Here is a 19,440-nt window from a genome sequence, read left to right as displayed (position 1 = left end):
GACGGCGCTGCGCTTATCAGGCCTACAACTGTAGCCCCGGGAAGCGCAGCGCCGCCGGGGAAATCCCCTCCTTCCCTTTCCCCTCTCTGTGCTACCATAAGCCCATATCACGCCCGTAGTCATCAGTAGAGTAAGCGTTATGTCCTCCAGAATTCTGACCACCAGCATTGCTGGTATTGATGCCTTTATGCGCGACCCTCGCGGTGTGTTGACCCACGCCGAAGGGGGCACGGTTGCGGTTTTTGCCGACAACGCGCCAGCGTTTTACGCAATCACACCGGAACGTCTGGCACAGCTTCTGGAGATCGAAGCGCAATTGTCACGCCCGGTAAGCGATGTCACGCTGGATAATCAGTTCTTTGATGAACCGGTTAACGTTCCCGTGACCGTTCCGATGGGTAAATTTGCCCTCTATGCGGGCTGGCAGCCGGATGCGGATTTTCAGCGGCAGGCCGCGCTGTGGGGCATTGCGTTAACCCAACCCGCCACCGCGGAAGAGCTTGCCGCGTTTACCGCCTGGTGGCAGGCGGAAGGGAAAGTGTTCACCCATATTCAGTGGCAGCAAAAGCTTGCGCGTCATCTCCAGATTACCCGCGCCGGCAACAATGGTCAGCCAAAACGTGATATCAATGCGTTTTCAGAACCGGATAAACAGATCCCCAGCGGATTCCGAGGTGCGAAATGAAGAACGTCGGCGACCTGATGAAACGTCTGCAAAAAATGATGCCTGCCAACGTGAAGCCTGCTTTCACCACCGGTGAAGAGCTGCTGGCGTGGCAAAAAGAGCAAGGTAAGATCCGCGCCGCCGCGCTTGCCCGCGAAAATCGGGCGATGAAAATGCAGCGCACCTTTAACCGTTCCGGAATTCGTCCCCTGCACCAGAACTGCTCGTTCGATAACTATAAAATTGAGACCACCGGGCAGATGAACGCGCTGGCCGCCGCGCGGCAGTACGTGGATGAATTCGACGGCAATATCGCCAGCTTCATCTTTAGCGGCAAGCCGGGCACCGGCAAAAACCACCTGGCTGCCGCCATCTGCAACGAGCTGCTTCTGCGCGGTAAATCGGTCCTGATCATCACCGTGGCCGATATCATGTCCGCGATGAAAGACACCTTCAGCAACCGCGAAACCAGCGAAGAACAGCTGCTTAACGATCTGAGTAATGTCGACCTGCTGGTCATCGACGAGATTGGCGTTCAGACGGAATCCCGCTATGAAAAGGTGATCATTAACCAGATTGTCGATCGCCGCTCCTCATCCAAACGCCCCACCGGCATGCTGACAAACCACAACATCGACGAGATGACCCGCTTGCTGGGGGAACGCGTCATGGACCGCATGAAGCTGGGTAACAGCCTGTATGTCATCTTCGACTGGGACAGTTACCGCAGCCGCGTCACCGGGAAAGAGTATTAAGACAGTTCCAGGAATCGCCGACAGGTCGCAGGTATATACTGGAACCCCTTCGGCCCAAAACGGACCTTTTTGAGAGAGCCATGATGAAAAAACAGATTCTAATCAGCACCTTTTTAGGTGCGCTGCTGGTAACCGGTGCAGCGCAGGCGGCGTCCTGGCAGGAGTCCCTGTCAAGCGCAGCAAACGAGCTGACCAAAGAGAGCAGCAGCACGCAGGGCGGACTCTCCGCCTCTTCCCTCACCAGCCTGCTGGGCAACAGTTCCCAGAGCCTGAGCGCGGGCACGATGAACAACGCGGCGGGGATTCTGGAATATTGCGCGAAGCAAAAGCTGGCCTCCGTGACCGACGCGCAAAACGTGAAAAACCAGGTGCTGGGTAAACTGGGTCTGGATACTCAGGAGCAAAAAGCGGACACCAACTATATGGACGGCATTCAGGGCCTGCTTAACGCGCAGAACGGTCAGCAGCTTAACCTGAGCACCCTCGGCAACTCCTCTCTGGCCAAACAGGTGAAAACCAAAGCCTGCGATCTGGTGCTGAAACAAGGCGTTAATTTCATCTCCTGATCCACCCCATTTTCTGCCACAACACGCCGCGTTTAATGCGATAGTCTTGCAACGCGGCGCTAAATGAGCGTTTTTCCTGCCTGCCACCGTCTCAGCGTCCGTTTGTCAGGATGTGCACGTCTTCATAAAAACGATTTTCTAAACCAAATCCTAACAACAGCACACTTTCGTGACACTAAAATTGCAGCTTAACGACATCGCAATTACATTGTATGACCCAAAAAATAAACAGTTAGCCAGCGAAGCATCTGGCGTCACGAGGATATGCTGTTGTCTGAATTCCTGTCTCTTATCCTTTTTCTGGCTTCTGTCGGCGTTTACGCCTGGAAAGCCGGCCGTCACACCTGGTGGTTTATCGCCACGCTGGTGGTGCTCGGCATTTTTATTATTTTAAACATTACCTTATACGCCAGCGATTACTTTACCGGTGACGGCATTAACGATGCGGTGCTCTACACGCTGACAAACAGCCTGACGGGCGCGGGTGTAAGCAAGTACATTCTGCCGGGGCTCGGCCTTGTCGTTGCGCTGGTCACCATTTTTGGCGCACTGGCCTGGGTGCTGCGTCGACGTCGCCATCATCCGCACCATCATGGCTACAGCCTGCTGGCGTTATTCCTGGCGCTGGCCTCCGTCGACGCCAGCCCGGCGTTCCATCAGATTACCGAACTGGTGAAATCCCAGTCGCGCGACGGCGATCCGGATTTCGCGGCTTACTACAAAGAGCCGTCGAAAACGATCGCTAACCCGACGCTCAATCTGGTCTATATCTACGGTGAAAGTCTGGAGCGTACGTACTTTGATAACGATGCCTTCCCGAACCTGACGCCAGATCTGGGTGCGCTGAAAAATGAAGGTCTCGATTTCAGCCACACCATGCAGCTGCCCGGTACGGATTACACGATTGCCGGTATGGTTGCCTCCCAGTGTGGTATCCCGCTGTTCGCGCCTTTTGAAGGTAACGCCTCAGCCTCCATGTCGACCTTCTTCCCGCAGAATATTTGCCTCGGCGATATCCTGAAAAACTCCGGCTACGAAAACTATTTTGTGCAGGGAGCAAACCTGCGCTTCGCCGGAAAAGATGTGTTCCTGAAATCCCACGGTTTTGACCACCTGTACGGCTCAGAAGAGTTAAAAACGACGGTTGCCGATCCGAGCTACCGCAACGACTGGGGCTTCTATGACGATACGGTACTCGACGAAACCTGGAAGAAATTCGAGGAGCTGTCCCGCGCGGGCAAGCGTTTCTCTCTCTTTGCGCTGACGGTGGACACCCACCATCCGGACGGCTTTGTCTCGCGCACCTGCAAGCGCAAAAGCTATGACATTGATGGTAAAAACAATAAATCATTTAGCGCCGTCACCTGCAGTCAGGAGCACATTGCCGCGCTGGTCGAGAAAATCAAAGCCTCGCCCTGGTTTAAAAACACCGTCATCGTCGTCTCGTCTGATCACCTGGCGATGAAAAACAGCGCGTGGGACCAGCTCAACAAGCAGGATCGCAGCAATCTGTTCTTCGTCCTGCGCGGCGACCAGCCGCAGCAGGAGGAGATCGCCACCAAACGCAACTCCATGGATAACGGCGCCACCGTGCTGGACATCCTGGGCGGCGACAACTTTATTGGCCTGGGCCGCAGCACGCTGTCGGGGCAATCCCTGTCGGAAGTGTTCCTCAACATGAAGGAAAAAATCCTCGCCTGGAAGCCCGACATCATCCGCCTGTGGAACTTCCCGAAAGAGATGAAGGACTTCACCGTCGATCGGGATAAAAACACCATTGCCTTCTCAGGCAGCAACTTCCGCCTGCCGCTGCTGGTACGCGTGTCGGAGGGTCGCGTTGAGCCGCTGCCAGAGAGCGAGTATTCCGCGCCGCTGCGCTATCAACTGGCCGATTTTGCGCCACGCGATAACTTCGTCTGGGTCGACCGTTGCTACAAAATGGGCCAGCTCTGGTCGCAGCCGCTGGCGCTCTCTACCGACTGGTGCGTTTCTCAGGGCCAGCTCGGCGGCGAGCAAACCGTGCAGCACGTGGATAAGGCAAACTGGAAAGGCAAAACCGCCTTCAATGATACGGTGATTGATACCGCGCGCTATCAGCGTAACGTCGACATGCTGAAAATCGTCGACAACGATATTCGCTACAAAGCGGACAGCTTTATCTTTAACGTGGCCGGCGCGCCGGAAGAAGTGAAGCAGTTTAGCGGCATCTCGCGGCCGGAGTCCTGGGGACGCTGGTCCAACGCGCAGCTGGGCAATGAGGTGAAAATTGAGTACACCCATCCCCTGCCGGAACAGTTCGACCTGGTGATCACCGCCAGGGCCTATGGGCCGAATGCTAACAAGCCCGTCCCCGTGCGCGTGGGCGATCGGGAGCAGACGTTAACGCTTGGAAACGACGTGAGCACGCACACGCTGCATTTTGAGAATCCTTCACGCAGCAATACCCTGGTCATCGTGCCGCCGGACCCGCAGTCCACGAACGAGGGGAATATCCTTGGGCATTCACCGCGCGAGATCGGGATCGGCATGGTCGAAATCAAAATCATCAGCAAAGCGGGTTAATGCGCGTCGCGCCCGGCGTTCTGCTGGGCGCTTATGAAAATAAATAATCCTATATAATTATTATAAATTAGATAAAAACACTTTATATAAGCCATTTTTATCTATAAATATCCTGCCAAAAACCAAATCCATAAAATGTGCAGCTCCTGAAATCACCACGGAGCGTTACGCACGTTTATCATGCTAACCGGCTATAAGTTCGAATCCATCCGGGCACTGCGCAGTGAAAATGTGATTGCCTGGGAGGTATTGTCCACGGCAAAGCCCAACGTCAATCTTGAAGATTACTTTGGCTCGATGTCGGCGACGCAGCGTAAAGCGCACTTCTTTGCGCAGCTTCGTCACGCCATGTTTTGCAAGGATGGCGACAAGTATTATCTCAATGCGACATCGGATTTACTGCTGGAAACGGACTTCCTCGACAGGCTAAAAGAAGAAACCCCGTGCCCGGAGAGACTTGCTATCGAGATCACCGATCTCCATACGATGGTCCAACTCGACGATACGCAAAGCCGGGTGCTGCAAAAATGCATCGCGACGCTCCATCAGTGGGGGATAGAAGTGTGGGCAGACGATGTCTGCGAAGACCTTCTTCCCGACCTGCTGACCAGCCAGATCCGCTTCTGCGGCATCAAAATTGACAAACATACCTTCTGGAACGGACGGACCGAGCAGGCGAAGTTTCTGCATCTCACCCGTGAGTGCAAGCGCGTCGCCAGCAAGGTACTGATCGAAGGCATCGAAACCGCGGGTGATTTCGCGCTGGCCCGCGCCAGCGAGGCCGATTACGGCCAGGGCTATCTGTGGGGGAGAAAATGACCCCTTTTATTCCGAATGCTGGCGATCGGGTCATCGTTCTGCGTGGCAACGCCTGCTTATGGCCTTGCCCCACTTTTTGCTGCCACAACCTGGCGGAATGCCATCAAAAACGCTGCCTGCTGGACGCTCAGTCATTCGCTTTGTAATTGCACTGTTACTCACGTCAGGAAAAAAGATCATGAAAATTATTCCCACCGCTGTATGTTGTTCCGCTCTCCTGCTTCCTGCTGCTGCGATCGCCGCAGACAGTACCGCAAGCGCGACGATGCACGTCTCACTCGAGGTTGTGAAGTCGTGCACCCTCAAAGCCAACGACCTCAACTTCTCGCGTCACGGCTCCGATGAGTCGAGCGAAATCCAGGCCAAAACGCAGGTCGATATCGTCTGTACCAACGGCACGCCGTTCACCCTCACCGCCACCAGCAACGACGGCGAAAACGGTACCTTCTGGCTGAAGCCGGAAAATGGCGAAACGGGCGCGCAGAAGATTGCGTGGAAGCTCTTTGCTGACGAAGGCAAACAGACGCAAATCACCGGTACGAATGGCCTGGACGATACCGGCAACGGTGCGGAACAGGAGGAAACGCTGTATGGCGTCATTGACGCCGGGGCGCTGACAACCGCCCAGGCAGGGAACTACAGCGACGATATCACGTTAAAACTGGAGTATTGATCGTGCGTCGCTACCTTCCCTGCTTCATTTTGTGGCTCATGATGCTGGCGCTGCTGTCGCGCTACGCGCTGGCCGCCACGCTTCAGGTGGCCCCGGTAACGCTCGATCTGCAGAGCGACCAGCGGGCAGCGGCGGTCTATCTCACTAACAGTGGGAAAGCGGCTATCCATGCGCAGATTCGGGTGTACGAATGGACGCAAAAAAACGGTAAAGATGTGCTGGTGGCCACCGGGGAGGTGGTCAGCAGCCCGGCGATGACATCACTGGCGCCGGGCCAGCAGCAGCTGGTGCGCATTATCGTCATGCAGCCCGGAAACCGTGCGCAGGAGCAAAGTTACCGGCTGGTCATCGACGAACTGCCGGACGCCGCGTCCCGTGCCGCCAACCCCTCCGCGGTACACTTCCTGCTGCGCTACTCGATTCCGGTGTTTATTGCCGGGAGCCAGAGCGCGCCCGTCAGCCACGATGCCCTGAGCTGTGAGCAGGCAGACATACCGGCCACTCTCCGCTGCTTTAACGCCGGAAACCGCCACATCCGCCTGAGCCACCTTGAGGCCCTGACGGCCGATGGGAAAGTTGTAGGGTCGATTAAAGGCCTGGCGGGCTATGTGCTTCCGGGACAAACCGCCCTTTTATCGCTCAAGCAGCCCACACGTCGCGCGCTCAGCACGCTGCGTGTCTATCTCAATGATGACCATCATGCCAGCCAGATACCTCTGCGCCCGCTCGCTTCTCGCGCTCCTGTTTTGGCTACCGCTCATGCTGTCAGCCCGGACTGACCCCGCCGACACCGTGCAATGGCTGGCCATTACCGTGAACCACGCCCCGCGAGGCGAACTTTGGGCCTGCCGGGTGGTGGATAATGCGCTATGGATAAGCCGCAGCGACATGAAAAAGCTGGGGCTTCACGCCCCGGAGGATCGCGCCGGGTGGATTGAGCTGACCTCCCTGCCGGGCCTGAAGGTCAATCTTGACGTGCTGTCCCAGCAGGTGTCGATTACCGCAGAGGCCGACGCGCTCGAAGGCCAGCAGCATCTGACCGTCTCGAAGCCCACGCCGATGTACCGCTATCCTGATGCGCAGCCCGTCAGCGCCTATACGCTCGGATACGCGCTCTACGCCAGCGACGTGCAGGGGAAGCGCCAGCTTAACGCCCAGACCATGCTGACCGCGTCCGGCGGGCTGCCCGGAACGTTCAGCAGCAGTTTTTCAAGCCATGCCGGGGAGGAAAACAGCGCCGGTCGACCGACCCACACGCGTCTCGAAACCCGCTGGCAGTGGGATAACACCGACTCGCTGACCACGCTGGCGCTGGGCGACAGCGTCACCACCGGTACTCGCTGGAGCCGACAGGTGCGCTTTGGCGGGCTGCACTGGGCACGTAACTTTGAGCTCAATCCCCAGCTCAATACCGAACCGCGCAGCCGCTACAGCGACACCGCCGTACTGCCTTCCACGGTCGATTTGTATATCGACGGCCTTAAGCAGAGCAGCCAGCGCGTCACGCCAGGAGACTTTCTGCTGGATACCCTGCCCTCCTTCACCGGAAGCGGGCAGGCGGAGGTGGTCATTACCGATATCAATGGCCAGCGTCGCGCCGTACAGCTCGATCTCTACGGCGCCCCGGGCATGCTGGCGGAAGGGCTCAGCAGCGGTTCGCTGGACATCGGCTGGATGCGCGAAAACTACGCCCTGCACTCCGACGACTATGCCGCCTCGCCGCTGCTGGACGCAGGCTGGCGCTATGGGGTGAATAATCACCTGACGCTGGCGCTGCATACGGAGCAGCAGCGCAGGCTGCACAACGTGGGCACGGGTGCTGACTGGCTGGTCTCTCCCGCCGTAGGGGTGGTCAGCCAGCACGTTGCCGTGAGCGACAGCCCTTACGGTCAGGGCGTTCAGTGGGGCCTTGGCTGGCAGTGGAACGGCAGAGGAACGGGCATTTCTGCCAGCACCGTCCGTACCGAAGCGGATTTCGCCGACAACGCCCGCATGAGCGGTGCCGCGCCCGTCAGGCGCAGCGACAGCGTGTGGGTAAGCCAGTCCATCCCCCATTTCGGTACCGTGGGCGCGGGCTGGGTACAGCAGAACATTCAGGGCAGCACAGAGCGCTACCTCAACGCCTCCTGGTCGGTGTCGCTGCCGGCTCACATCTCCACCACGCTGAGCTATACCCGCTCGTTTACGGATGCGTCGAGTCACGTTCAGCTGCTGTTTTCCGTCCCATTGGGTCGCGAGGACACGCTCTCCGCTCAGGCCAGCCGGGATACGCCGCGCATGGATTATCGCCACCAGCCGGACGATGAGGCCGGCGGCTGGTCATGGGAGCTGGGCCAGGGCTTTGGCGAACGACGTGAAAAATATGCGGACATAGGCTATCTGGGCCGCGCGGGTGAATGGCACGTTGGGCTGCAGCAAAGTGCCAGCCAGGGCAACCAGTACGCCTCCGCCGAAGGTAGCCTGACGCTGCTCGACGGCAGCCTGCACGCGCTGCGCTATATCCAGCAGGGCATGGCGCTGGTCTCCACGCACGGTATTGGGCACGTACCGGTGATGCTGGAAAACCGCCCGGCCGGTGAAACGGATGAAGACGGTTATCTCCTGCTGACCGATCTGCCGCGCTACCACAACAGCAAAGTCAGCATTAACCCGCTCGATCTGCCCGCCGATGTGATCGCCCCCGTCACCGACATGCATGCCAGACCGGGCAACAGCAGCGCGGTCAAAGTCGAGTTTAACGTCCATCACGCCGTCACGGTTCAGGCCCGGCTGGTCGACAGCCGACGCAGGCCGCTCCCGCTGGGCAGCGTCGTGTCAACGCCGCAGGGTGCCACCATCGTGGGACGCGACGGCTTTATCTGGCTTGAAGATCCGCCCCTGCCGGGTGAGCTGGTGGTTAAGACCGGTGAGGGGGAGTGCCGGGTCACGCTTCCGGCACCGCGTACCGCGTCATCTATACAGAATATCGGAGAACAACTGTGTCACTAAGAGCGCCGTTATTATTGCTGCTCGCCCTGTCCGTGAAGGCGATGGCGGCAGCCTGCTGGATAACCTCCATGCCCGCCATTAACTTTGGCAACGTCGTGGCGGGCAATACCACCTCCGTCAACACCGAGGTCAAGTTTAGCTGCCAGGCCGACAACGAGGGCAGGACGGAATATCTCAACGTCTGCCTGAGCAGCGTAGACGCCCCGCCCTTTGAGATGATCTCGCCGGGGGATCAGGAGGGGAAACAGTACACCCTCCTCTTCCGCCTGCTGAACGGTGCAGCGCGATCTCAGGAGCTGGGGCCTGCCAGCAGCGGGAACCTGATTCAGCAGACTCTGGCTGCGGAAAGCAATGCCAACGTCAGCGGTACCTTTCCGCTTATCGCGACCATTCCGGCAGGGCAAAGCCAGCTTCCGGCCTACCACTATTACAACTACAACATGAATCTGCGTATCGCCTGGCACAGCGCCCTGCGTCAGGATGCCCTGCAAAACTGCTCGGACGGTTCCGCAGAGGGGGAGCAGGTGCAGGGCGGCACCAGCGCGCAGGCCGAAATCAGCCAGGGATGCTACATCGAGCGCGTGACGCCCCTTAACTTCGGCACCCTGACCAGCACCGCGACCCTGCGCCCGACGCGTTCCACCGCCACCCTGACCACGCGCTGTCCGGCCGGAACCGCGTTCACCCTTGCGATGGGCAAAGGCAACCATGCCAGCGGTAATCAGCGGCAGCTCTGCAACAGCGAGGGCCAGTGCCTGCGCTACGGGCTCTGGCAGGATGAAGCGGCCACGCAACGCTGGGGAGATCAAAGCAGCGGCGATGCGCTGCAGGTCACCAATCCCGCTGGCGGCACCCAGAACTACACCGTTTACGGCGAGGTCCCGGCGCAGCCGCTAACTGGCACCGGGGAATTTATTGATGACGTGATTATCACCCTTACTTATTAAATCACCCAAAATCCTGTCTGGATCAATGTTATCGGTAACAGTGGCGTTAAAATAGCCAGCAGTGCTGCCCGGAAGGCGTAAACCTTCTCTTTTTATTCGTTATCTCTGTTTTTATTACAAGAACTTATGAAATACCTGCTTGCTGACGCCATCGTCTACAACGACGAGGACGGTTCTGTTTCTCTTATCAATGCGCCGGATGAGGATGCGCAGCTCCTCACCTGTACGGCCAATACCATCATGAAGCTGCTGGTTCAGCATCATGGGAACGTGGTTGAACGGGAAACCTTTCTCCAGGAAGTCTGGGATCGTCGAGGGCTCCAGGGGTCTAACAACTCCTTAAACCAGTACATCAGCATTCTGCGCAAGATGCTGGCGACCCTGCTTCCCGACGCGCTGTTTATCGTTACCGTACCGAAAACGGGCTTTATGCTCAGCGCCGATGTCACGGTCACTCCGCTGGAGGAGGCTCCGCCGACCGCCGAAACGGCGAAACCTGCATGGCGCGTTCGCCCGGAATGGCTGTTCTGCGGCGCGCTCACGCTGGTCGTCGTTGCGCTATGCCTCTGGATCGCGCTCATCAAGCCGGAAAATTCACAGCGGGAGATCCATCTGCTGACGCACATTGGCACCTGCCCTGTCTACACCTTTACGCCGCTGGCGGACGTGTTTCACGGGAAGGCGATTACGCTGGCGCAAACGCTTCAGAAGGACGGCCATCTTCCGTGCCTGAAAAATTCAATTTTCTATATGCACATTCAGAGAACGCTTTTCTACGGCCACGAAGGGCGGCTGGTGCTCTCCCAATGTTCCCTCACGCAGGGTAAAGCCAGCGCCTGTCGTACGCTTTACTATTACGAGTGGTGATATGAGACACAAAAAAGTTTGGCTAATCCTGATCCTCAACCTGCTGCTGCTGGGCACCGTGCTGGCGTGGTACTTTCACACGCCCCCGTTGTCGGTGGCCTGTGACGGAAACCTGACCTTCTCCGACCGGCGCGACAGTCACGATTTCACCTTTGACGGTGAGATCATTATGCGTTTTCATCCCGACAAAACGGGGTACATCACGGTTAACGGCAGCGTGGTGAATGCCCCACGCAGCTGGGAGGTTTCCCGCCAGGAGATGTTTAAATGGCGTCACGTGGAAGGCGAACTGTATGAGATCGTTATTCAAAAAGTGGAGCGTTTTAGCCATGACGCCATGCCGCCCGGGGTCTTTGAAAAATACGTTGCCGGCCTGACGCTGGGCAATAAAAGGCTTCTGACGATCGAGCGCACGCCGGAAGACGCGCTGGTGATCAGCAATTTCTATTCGCCGGTGCTGATCTGCTCGGAATAATGTCGACGGGTCAGGTTATACTTGCCGCCATGACTATTCGCATTCGCCCCACCACCCGTAACGACGTTGCCGCCCTGTCCGCCATTGAACGCGCGGCGGCCGGGCGCTTCCGTGACTTCCCGGCACTCGCCTGGCTTGCCGATGGCGAGGTCATTTCCGCTGAACAACACCTCGGCTATGTCGAACGCGGGCTAAGCTGGCTGGCGCTGGCAAACGACCACCCCGTCGGGTTTATCCTTGCCGAAGCCCATCCGTCATCACTGTTTATTGTCGAACTCTCGGTTGATCTGGACTGGCAGGGAAAAGGGATCGGCAGGCAGCTCATCGCCTGCGTGGCGGACCATGCCCGTAACAGTGGGCTGACAGCGCTGACGCTGACGACGTTCAGGGACGTCCCGTGGAATGCGCCGTTCTATGCCCGGCTGGGGTTTGAAAAAATGACGACGCTGACGCCTGAAATGCGTCAGAAAAGGGAAGAAGAGACAGCGCACGGTTTCGCGTATGAAACGCGCTGCGCCATGCGCCTGCCTCTGTAATATCGCCCGGTGGCGCTGCGCTTACCGGGCCTACAAAACCACGAACCGTAGGCCGGGTAAGGCGTAGCCGCCACCCGGCAAAATCACGAACCGTAGGCCGGGTAAGGCGCAGCCGCCACCCGGCAAAAGCCACGAACCGTAGGCCGGGTAAGGCGCAGCCGCCACCCGGCAAAACCACGAACCGTAGGCCGGGTAAGGCGCAGCCGCCACCCGGCACAACATACGGCGTTAGAAGGTTTCCCAGTTATCACCTGCATCAGCGGTAACCGTTTTACGCGCCATCGCCGGTGCTGCAACGGTTTTCGCAGAAGCGAATTCGCGCGCTTTCATCTGCTCCTGCTGAATGCGGAACACCGCCACGGCCTGCGTCAGACGGCTTGCCTGCTCTTCCAGTGCGGCTGCCGCTGCGGCAGACTCTTCCACCAGCGAGGCGTTCTGCTGGGTCACGCGATCCATCTCTGCCACCGCCAGCCCGACCTGGTCGATACCGCGGCTCTGCTCGTCAGACGCAGAGGCGATTTCGCCCATGATGTCCGTGACGCGGGTGACCGCATTCACGATCTCACCCATGGTTTCACCGGCACTTTCGACCAGCGTTGACCCCACTTCCACGCGACCCACGGAGTCTTCAATCAGGCTCTTGATCTCGCGTGCAGCCTGGGCGCTGCGCTGGGCCAGGTTACGCACTTCACCTGCTACCACCGCAAAACCGCGGCCCTGCTCGCCCGCACGCGCCGCTTCTACCGCCGCGTTCAGTGCCAGGATGTTGGTCTGGAAAGCAATGCCGTCGATCACGCTGATAATGTCGGCAATTTTCTGCGAACTGCCCGCGATATCTCGCATGGTCTGCACCACGTTATCCACCACTTTGCCGCCTTTCTGCGCGGTTTCGGAGGCGCTCAGGGCAAGATGGCTCGCCTGACGGGCGTTCTCGGCGTTCTGTTTAACGGTCGCCGTCAGCTGCTCCATGCTGGCAGCGGTCTCTTCCAGGGAAGCGGCCTGCTGTTCAGTACGGGAGGAGAGGTCGTTGTTGCCCATCGCGATTTCACTCGCGCCGCTGTAGATCGCATTCGCGCCGTTACGCACGTCGCCAACGGTACGCACCAGCTCGCCCTGCATATGGCGCAGCGAGTCGGCCAGTTCACCCATCTCGTTGGTGCCCTGAACTTCAATACGCTTCACCAGGTCACCGCTGGCGATATGGCGAATGTTGTCGATCAGACGATTCAGCGGGGAGATCAGCGTCTGCTTGATGTTCAGCCAGACGGCCACGATCACCACCAGCACGGCAATCAGGACGCTGATCAGCACCCAGATAGCCTGGCTGTAGGAGCTGTTGCTGTCTTCGACCGCCATCTGGTACAGCTTGTCGTTCTGCTGCAGGTAGCTCACGTACTGCTTCTCAAAACCGTCCTGGTAACTCTGGGTCGGCTGGTCGAAGAAGGCGTTGATTTTGCCCGCGCCCAGCAGCTGGATCAGCTCCGCCAGCGCGCCGTGGTAAATATCATAGTTACGCTTGATCTCCATGGCATCCGCATCGCTTTGACGCGGATCGCGCGGCAGGGCTTCGTAGGCAGCCCAGTTTTTTTCCGCCTGTTTCAGAGACACAGAGGCGATTTGCATCAAATCGTTCACGGTCGCGCCGCTGCCGATATTGCTCTGATCCATCATGTAACGGATACCCGCACGGTTCAGGGTATTACGGGTTTGCAGCAACGCTACCCAGCTGGCGTTCAGCGTGGACTGTTGCTGGCGAATGGTTTGCAGGACGGTGAAATTCTCTTTGTCATTCTTCAGAGCATTAAAGAAAAGACCACCGGATGTGAGTTGTAAAAGGCCAAATATCGCTAAAACCAGCATTAAGCTGGTGACAATCTTGATACGGTTTAACATGTTTTCTCTTTCCTCAGACAGATACAGAATTTTCGGCCTGGAAAGGGAAAACTTTACGAAATTCATCCTGGAATTTGTGGTTTTTACTCTTCATCCCGCGCTGCGTTATGACGGTTTCCGAGTTCAATAAACTCTTCCAGCAGCGCCGTCAGCTGTTTCATCTTCTCCGGCGTATATTCCGCCTCAATCTGCTGATACGCCTCCTCCACCTGCGCCTGGGCGTGCTCATACAGCGCATTGCCCTCTTTGGTCAGCGAGACGTACAGCTTGCGCTGGTCGTTCACCGGCTTTAAGCGCAGCACCAGGCCGTCGCGCTCCATACGCGTCAGAATGCCGGTCAGGCTCGGGCGCAGGATGCAGGTGCGAAACGCCAGATCGTGAAAATCCATCGACGGATGTTCAGCCAGCACGCGCACAATACGCCACTGCTGCTCGGTAAGATTATGGCGCTTCACAATCGGGCGGAAGTAGGACATCGCCGCTTCCCGCGCCTGCAGCAGCGCGATGGTTAATGAATCATGCATAGCCTGTTCCCTTCACATCATTAACAAGTAAACAAACACGAAAAGATGTTTTTATAAACAACACGTTTTCTGCCAAAAAGTCTAACAGAAACCCATTAATTTTATTAACCACCTGATTTTACTATGCATAAAAAAGAATATGTGAATTTATTGTTATTCATATCACAAATTTTTCACTTCTGATTGCGAAATAAACAGCAAAAGCATAAAACCAGATCATTAACATATTAATGAAATCCAAACCGGACCTCCGGCCTGAGGAGTATGTGAATGAAAGGTACCGTTTTTGCTGTCGCCCTCAACCATCAAAGCCAGTGCGAAGCCTGGCATGAGGCGTTTGAAAAAGCCCCCTACAACACGCCGCCGAAAACGGCGGTGTGGTTTATCAAACCGCATAACACCGTGATTCGCGCGGGCGAGCCCATTCCGTTCCCGCAGGGGGAAACGGTGCTGAGCGGCGCCACGGTGGCGCTGGTCGTGGGCAAAACCGCCAGCAAGGTGCGCGTGGAGGACGCCGCGGAATATATTGCGGGATACGCGCTCGCCAACGAGGTGAGCCTGCCGGAAGAGAGCTTCTACCGCCCGGCCATCAAGGCCAAATGCCGGGACGGATTCTGCCCGCTTGGCGAACCGGTCGCCGTTGATAACGTGGACAACCTGACCATCATCACCGAGATCAACGGCCGCGAAGCGGACCACTGGAACACCGCCGATCTGCAGCGTAACGCTGCCGAACTGCTGAGCGCCCTGAGCGAGTTCGCCACCCTTAATCCCGGCGATGCGATCCTGCTCGGTACCCCGCACAGCCGCGTTGAGATCCGCCCGGGCGATCGCGTGCGTATTCTGGCAGAGGGGTTTCCGCCGCTGGAAAACCCGGTGGTGGATGAGCGCGACGTCGCTAACACACACCGCACGCCGCCGCATGCCACGCTGTTTGCCCTCGGTCTGAACTATGCCGATCACGCCAGCGAGCTGGACTTCAAGCCGCCCACCGAGCCGCTGGTCTTTATCAAAGCGCCGAACACCTTCAACGGCGACAACCAGACGTCGGTGCGCCCGAACAACGTCGAGTACATGCACTATGAAGCGGAGCTGGTGGTGGTCATCGGCAGAACGGCGCGTAAGGTGAGCGAAGCCGAGGCGATGGACTATGTTGCGGGCTATACGGTCTGCAACGACTACGCCATCCGCGACTACCTGGAAAACTACTACCGCCCGAACCTGCGGGTGAAAAGCCGCGACGGGTTGACCCCCATTTCCCCCAACATCGTGCCAAAAGAAGCCATTCCCGACCCGCACAACCTCGCCCTGCGCACCTTCGTCAACGGCGAGCTGCGCCAGGAAGGCACCACGGCGGATCTGATCTTCAGCATCCCGTACCTGATCGCGTACCTGAGCGACTTTATGACCCTGCAGCCGGGCGACATGATTGCCACCGGCACGCCGAAGGGGCTCTCCGACGTGGTGCCGGGCGATGAGGTGGTGGTGGAAGTGGAAGGCGTGGGACGCCTGGTGAACCGAATTGTGAGTGAGGAGACGGCAAAATGAAAAAGATAAACCATTGGATCAACGGTAAAAACGTCGCGGGCAGCGACTACTTCCACACCACTAACCCGGCCTCCGGCGAGGTCCTGGCTGAAGTGGCCTCCGGCGGTGAAGCCGAAATCCATCAGGCCGTTGCCGCCGCCAAAGAGGCGTTTCCGAAGTGGGCCAACCTGCCGATGAAGGAGCGCGCGCGCCTGATGCGTCGTCTGGGCGATCTGATCGACCAGAACGTCCCGGAGATCGCCGCCATGGAAACCGCCGATACCGGGCTGCCGATCCACCAGACCAAAAACGTGCTGATCCCGCGCGCCTCGCACAACTTCGAATTTTTCGCCGAGGTGTGCCAGCAAATGAACGGCAAGACCTACCCGGTTGACGACAAGATGCTCAACTACACCCTGGTACAGCCGGTGGGCGTCTGCGCGCTGGTGTCGCCGTGGAACGTGCCGTTTATGACCGCCACCTGGAAGGTCGCGCCCTGTCTGGCCTTAGGTAATACCGCGGTGCTGAAGATGTCCGAGCTCTCCCCGCTGACCGCCGACCGTCTGGGAGAACTGGCCCTCGAAGCGGGTATTCCGGCGGGCGTGCTGAACGTCGTTCAGGGCTACGGCGCGACGGCAGGCGATGCACTGGTGCGTCATCACGACGTGCGCGCGGTCTCTTTCACCGGCGGCACCGCCACCGGGCGCAACATCATGAAAAACGCCGGGCTGAAGAAGTACTCCATGGAGCTGGGCGGCAAATCCCCGGTACTGATTTTTGAAGACGCGGATATCGAGCGCGCGCTGGACGCCGCCCTGTTCACCATCTTCTCCATCAACGGCGAGCGCTGCACCGCCGGCTCGCGCATCTTTATCCAGCAGAGCATCTACCCGGAATTCGTCAAGCGCTTTGCCGAGCGCGCCAACCGCCTGCGCGTGGGCGACCCGACCGATCCGAACACCCAGATTGGCGCGCTGATTAGCCAGCAGCACTGGGAAAAAGTCTCCGGCTATATCCGCCTCGGCATCGAGGAAGGCGCAACCCTGCTGGCGGGCGGCCCGGACAAACCGGTCGATCTGCCTGCACACCTGAAAGGCGGCAACTTCCTGCGCCCGACCGTGCTGGCAGATGTTGATAACCGCATGCGCGTGGCGCAGGAGGAGATCTTCGGGCCGGTGGCCTGCCTGCTGCCGTTCAAGGACGAAGCGGAAGGGCTGCGCCTGGCCAACGACGTGGAGTACGGCCTGGCGTCGTACATCTGGACCCAGGACGTCAGCAAAGTGCTCCGTCTGGCGCGCAATATCGAAGCGGGCATGGTGTTCGTCAACACCCAGAACGTACGCGACCTGCGCCAGCCGTTTGGCGGCGTGAAAGCCTCCGGCACCGGCCGCGAGGGGGGCGAGTACAGCTTCGAGGTGTTCGCGGAGATGAAGAACGTCTGCATCTCCATGGGCGACCATCCGATTCCAAAGTGGGGGATCTGAAAATGGGTAAATTAGCGTTAGCGGCAAAAATCACCCACGTGCCGTCGATGTATCTCTCCGAGCTGCCGGGTAAAAACCACGGCTGCCGCCAGGGCGCTATCGACGGACACAAAGAGATCAGCAAGCGCTGCCGGGAGCTGGGCGTCGATACCATTATCGTCTTCGACACTCACTGGCTGGTGAATAGCGCCTACCACATCAACTGTGCGGACCATTTTTCGGGCGTCTACACCAGCAACGAGCTGCCGCACTTTATCCGCGACATGACTTACGACTACGACGGCAACCCGGAACTCGGCCAGCTGATTGCCGACGAGGCGGTGAAGCTTGGCGTGCGCGCCAAAGCGCACAACATTCCGAGCCTGAAGCTCGAGTACGGCACGCTGGTGCCGATGCGCTACATGAACGCGGATAAGCACTTCAAAGTGGTCTCTATTTCGGCGTTCTGCACGGTTCACGACTTCGCCGACAGCCGCAGGCTGGGCGAGGCCATCGTCAGCGCCATTGAAAAATACGACGGCACCGTGGCGGTGCTCGCCAGCGGCTCGCTGTCGCACCGCTTTATTGACGACCAGCGTGCCGAGGAAGGGATGAACAGCTACACCCGCGAGTTCGACCGCCAGATGGACGAGCGCGTGGTGAAGCTGTGGCGAGAGGGTCAGTTCAAAGAATTCTGCAGCATGCTGCCGGAGTACGCCGACTACTGCTACGGCGAAGGCAATATGCACGACACGGTGATGCTGCTGGGCATGCTCGGCTGGGACAAATACGACGGCAAGGTGGAGTTTCTCACCGAGCTGTTCGCCAGCTCCGGCACCGGCCAGGTCAACGCCGTTTTCCCTCTGCCCGCGTAAGGAGCCACCATGCCGCACTTTATTGCTGAATGTACCGACAACATCCGCGAGCAGGCCGACCTGCCGGGGCTGTTCGCCAAAGTGAACGAGGCGCTCGCCGCCACGGGCATCTTCCCGCTCGGCGGTATCCGCAGCCGCGCCCACTGGCTGGACACCTGGCAGATGGCCGACGGCAAGCACGATTACGCCTTTGTCCATATGACGCTGAAGATTGGCGCGGGGCGCAGTCTGGAGAGCCGGGAAGCCGTGGGGGAGATGCTGTTTGGGCTTATCAAAGCGCACTTCGCGGAGCTGATGGCGAGCCGCTACCTGGCGCTGTCGTTTGAGCTCGACGAGCTGCACCCGACGCTCAATTACAAACAGAACAACGTGCACGCGTTGTTTAAGTAGACATCTTTTCCGCCCGGTGACGCTTCGCTTACCGGGCCTACAACGGCCCCGAACGTAGGCCGGGTAAGCGCAGCGCCACCCGGCGACAGCCGCATAAAGGATACGCCATGCTCGACAAACATACCCATACCCTGATCGCCCACCGTCTGCATCAGGCGGAACAGTCCCGGGAGCAGATCCGCGCGATCTCGCTGGACTATCCGGAGATTACGATTGAAGACGCCTACGCCGTCCAGCGCGAATGGGTGAGCCTGAAGATCGCCGAAGGCCGCGTGCTGAAGGGCCACAAGATCGGCCTCACCTCCAAAGCGATGCAGGCCAGCTCGCAGATCAGCGAGCCGGACTACGGCGCGCTGCTGGACGACATGTTCTTCCATGACGGCAGCGACATTCCCGTCGATCGCTTTATCGTCCCGCGCATTGAAGTGGAGCTGGCGTTCGTGCTGGCAAAACCGCTGCGCGGCCCGAACTGCACGATCTTCGACGTCTATAACGCCACGGATTACGTCATCCCCGCGCTGGAGCTGATCGACGCCCGCTGCCACAACGTCGACCCGGAGACCCAGCGTCCGCGCAAGGTCTTCGACACCATCTCCGATAACGCCGCCAACGCGGGCGTGATCCTCGGCGGCCGTCCGATTAAGCCCGACGAGCTGGACCTGCGCTGGATCTCCGCCCTGCTCTACCGCAACGGCGTGATCGAAGAGACCGGCGTGGCCGCAGGCGTCCTGAACCACCCGGCCAACGGCGTGGCGTGGCTGGCCAACAAGCTTGCGCCGTACGACGTGCAGCTTGAGCCTGGCCAGATCATTCTCGGCGGCTCGTTTACCCGCCCGGTGCCCGCCAGCAGAGGCGACACCTTCCACGTCGATTACGGCAACATGGGCTCCATCAGCTGCCGCTTTGTCTAGGAGAG

At 58.7% G+C, this 19,440-nt stretch carries 19 protein-coding genes; 17 read left to right on the top strand and 2 right to left on the bottom strand.

All coding sequences use genetic code 11. The features are described 5' to 3' along the window. Positions 1 to 139: 139 nt before the first annotated feature. The 12 genes from dnaT (at position 140) to V1572_RS05815 (ending at position 11,852) form a co-directional block, all read left to right on the top strand. The gene (dnaT, locus tag V1572_RS05870; RefSeq protein ID WP_252033060.1) at positions 140 to 685 is read left to right on the top strand and encodes a primosomal protein DnaT; all 546 of its coding nucleotides are present in this window, start codon (positions 140 to 142) and stop codon (positions 683 to 685) included. Then, positions 682 to 1,419: a DNA replication protein DnaC gene (gene dnaC / locus V1572_RS05865; protein ID WP_008502094.1), complete on the top strand. Its 738-nt coding sequence runs from the start codon at positions 682 to 684 to the stop codon at positions 1,417 to 1,419. Before dnaT ends, dnaC begins: the two co-directional genes overlap by 4 nt. A gap of 83 nt (positions 1,420 to 1,502) precedes the next feature. Further along, a complete protein-coding gene (locus tag V1572_RS05860) occupies positions 1,503 to 1,985 on the top strand; it encodes a DUF2501 domain-containing protein (protein WP_021240596.1) in 483 nt (160 codons plus the stop codon). Positions 1,986 to 2,255: 270 nt separating this feature from the next. Further along, positions 2,256 to 4,547, top strand: coding sequence for a phosphatidylglycerol--membrane-oligosaccharide glycerophosphotransferase (gene opgB, locus V1572_RS05855; protein WP_395299781.1), 2,292 nt, complete (start codon positions 2,256 to 2,258; stop codon positions 4,545 to 4,547). Between the two features lie 180 nt (positions 4,548 to 4,727). Beyond that, a complete protein-coding gene (locus V1572_RS05850) occupies positions 4,728 to 5,366 on the top strand; it encodes an EAL domain-containing protein (RefSeq protein ID WP_048028608.1) in 639 nt (212 codons plus the stop codon). Positions 5,367 to 5,544: 178 nt separating this feature from the next. Beyond that, complete coding sequence (locus V1572_RS05845; RefSeq protein ID WP_063620692.1) at positions 5,545 to 6,039, top strand: spore coat U domain-containing protein; 495 nt, start codon at positions 5,545 to 5,547, stop codon at positions 6,037 to 6,039. Between the two features lie 2 nt (positions 6,040 to 6,041). Next, on the top strand, positions 6,042 to 6,818 hold the full coding sequence (locus tag V1572_RS05840; RefSeq protein WP_395299780.1) for a molecular chaperone: 777 nt from the start codon (positions 6,042 to 6,044) through the stop codon (positions 6,816 to 6,818). Beyond that, on the top strand, positions 6,739 to 9,027 hold the full coding sequence (locus V1572_RS05835) for a fimbria/pilus outer membrane usher protein (RefSeq protein ID WP_395299779.1): 2,289 nt from the start codon (positions 6,739 to 6,741) through the stop codon (positions 9,025 to 9,027). The genes V1572_RS05840 and V1572_RS05835 overlap by 80 nt, the downstream gene beginning before the upstream one ends. After that, the gene (locus V1572_RS05830) at positions 9,018 to 9,974 is read left to right on the top strand and encodes a spore coat U domain-containing protein (protein ID WP_262790838.1); all 957 of its coding nucleotides are present in this window, start codon (positions 9,018 to 9,020) and stop codon (positions 9,972 to 9,974) included. Before V1572_RS05835 ends, V1572_RS05830 begins: the two co-directional genes overlap by 10 nt. A gap of 126 nt (positions 9,975 to 10,100) precedes the next feature. Then, positions 10,101 to 10,841 (top strand): transcriptional regulator, encoded by a 741-nt coding sequence (locus V1572_RS05825; protein WP_045907718.1) that lies wholly within the window; start codon positions 10,101 to 10,103, stop codon positions 10,839 to 10,841. Position 10,842: 1 nt separating this feature from the next. Next, on the top strand, positions 10,843 to 11,316 hold the full coding sequence (locus tag V1572_RS05820; protein WP_048028616.1) for a hypothetical protein: 474 nt from the start codon (positions 10,843 to 10,845) through the stop codon (positions 11,314 to 11,316). 29 nt (positions 11,317 to 11,345) lie between these two features. Further along, positions 11,346 to 11,852, top strand: coding sequence for a GNAT family N-acetyltransferase (locus V1572_RS05815; protein ID WP_395299778.1), 507 nt, complete (start codon positions 11,346 to 11,348; stop codon positions 11,850 to 11,852). Positions 11,853 to 12,080: 228 nt separating this feature from the next. On the opposite strand, the gene tsr is transcribed toward V1572_RS05815, so the two are convergent. Together tsr and hpaR are read right to left on the bottom strand one after the other, a co-directional pair. Further along, positions 12,081 to 13,745 (bottom strand): methyl-accepting chemotaxis protein, encoded by a 1,665-nt coding sequence (gene tsr / locus V1572_RS05810; RefSeq protein WP_069720120.1) that lies wholly within the window; start codon positions 13,743 to 13,745, stop codon positions 12,081 to 12,083. Positions 13,746 to 13,828: 83 nt separating this feature from the next. Further along, positions 13,829 to 14,269, bottom strand: coding sequence for a homoprotocatechuate degradation operon regulator HpaR (gene hpaR / locus V1572_RS05805; protein WP_045907716.1), 441 nt, complete (start codon positions 14,267 to 14,269; stop codon positions 13,829 to 13,831). A gap of 270 nt (positions 14,270 to 14,539) precedes the next feature. Here hpaR and hpaG point away from each other — a divergent pair, with 270 nt between their 5' ends. The 5 genes from hpaG (at position 14,540) to hpaH (ending at position 19,435) form a co-directional block, all read left to right on the top strand. Next, on the top strand, positions 14,540 to 15,817 hold the full coding sequence (gene hpaG, locus V1572_RS05800; RefSeq protein WP_395299777.1) for a 4-hydroxyphenylacetate degradation bifunctional isomerase/decarboxylase: 1,278 nt from the start codon (positions 14,540 to 14,542) through the stop codon (positions 15,815 to 15,817). Continuing rightward, complete coding sequence (gene hpaE / locus V1572_RS05795) at positions 15,814 to 17,280, top strand: 5-carboxymethyl-2-hydroxymuconate semialdehyde dehydrogenase (protein ID WP_048225537.1); 1,467 nt, start codon at positions 15,814 to 15,816, stop codon at positions 17,278 to 17,280. Before hpaG ends, hpaE begins: the two co-directional genes overlap by 4 nt. A 2-nt stretch (positions 17,281 to 17,282) precedes the next feature. Further along, entirely contained in the window at positions 17,283 to 18,134 is an 852-nt protein-coding gene (gene hpaD, locus V1572_RS05790; protein ID WP_014830538.1) for a 3,4-dihydroxyphenylacetate 2,3-dioxygenase, read from the top strand. A gap of 9 nt (positions 18,135 to 18,143) precedes the next feature. Beyond that, the gene (locus V1572_RS05785) at positions 18,144 to 18,524 is read left to right on the top strand and encodes a 5-carboxymethyl-2-hydroxymuconate Delta-isomerase (RefSeq protein WP_032655006.1); all 381 of its coding nucleotides are present in this window, start codon (positions 18,144 to 18,146) and stop codon (positions 18,522 to 18,524) included. Positions 18,525 to 18,631: 107 nt separating this feature from the next. After that, complete coding sequence (gene hpaH / locus V1572_RS05780) at positions 18,632 to 19,435, top strand: 2-oxo-hept-4-ene-1,7-dioate hydratase (protein ID WP_024908290.1); 804 nt, start codon at positions 18,632 to 18,634, stop codon at positions 19,433 to 19,435. Positions 19,436 to 19,440: the final 5 nt, after the last annotated feature.

The sequence above is a fragment of the Enterobacter quasiroggenkampii genome (assembly GCF_043972695.1).
Lineage (GTDB): Bacteria > Pseudomonadota > Gammaproteobacteria > Enterobacterales > Enterobacteriaceae > Enterobacter > Enterobacter quasiroggenkampii.
This window is presented reverse-complemented; position numbering and strand designations above follow the sequence as displayed.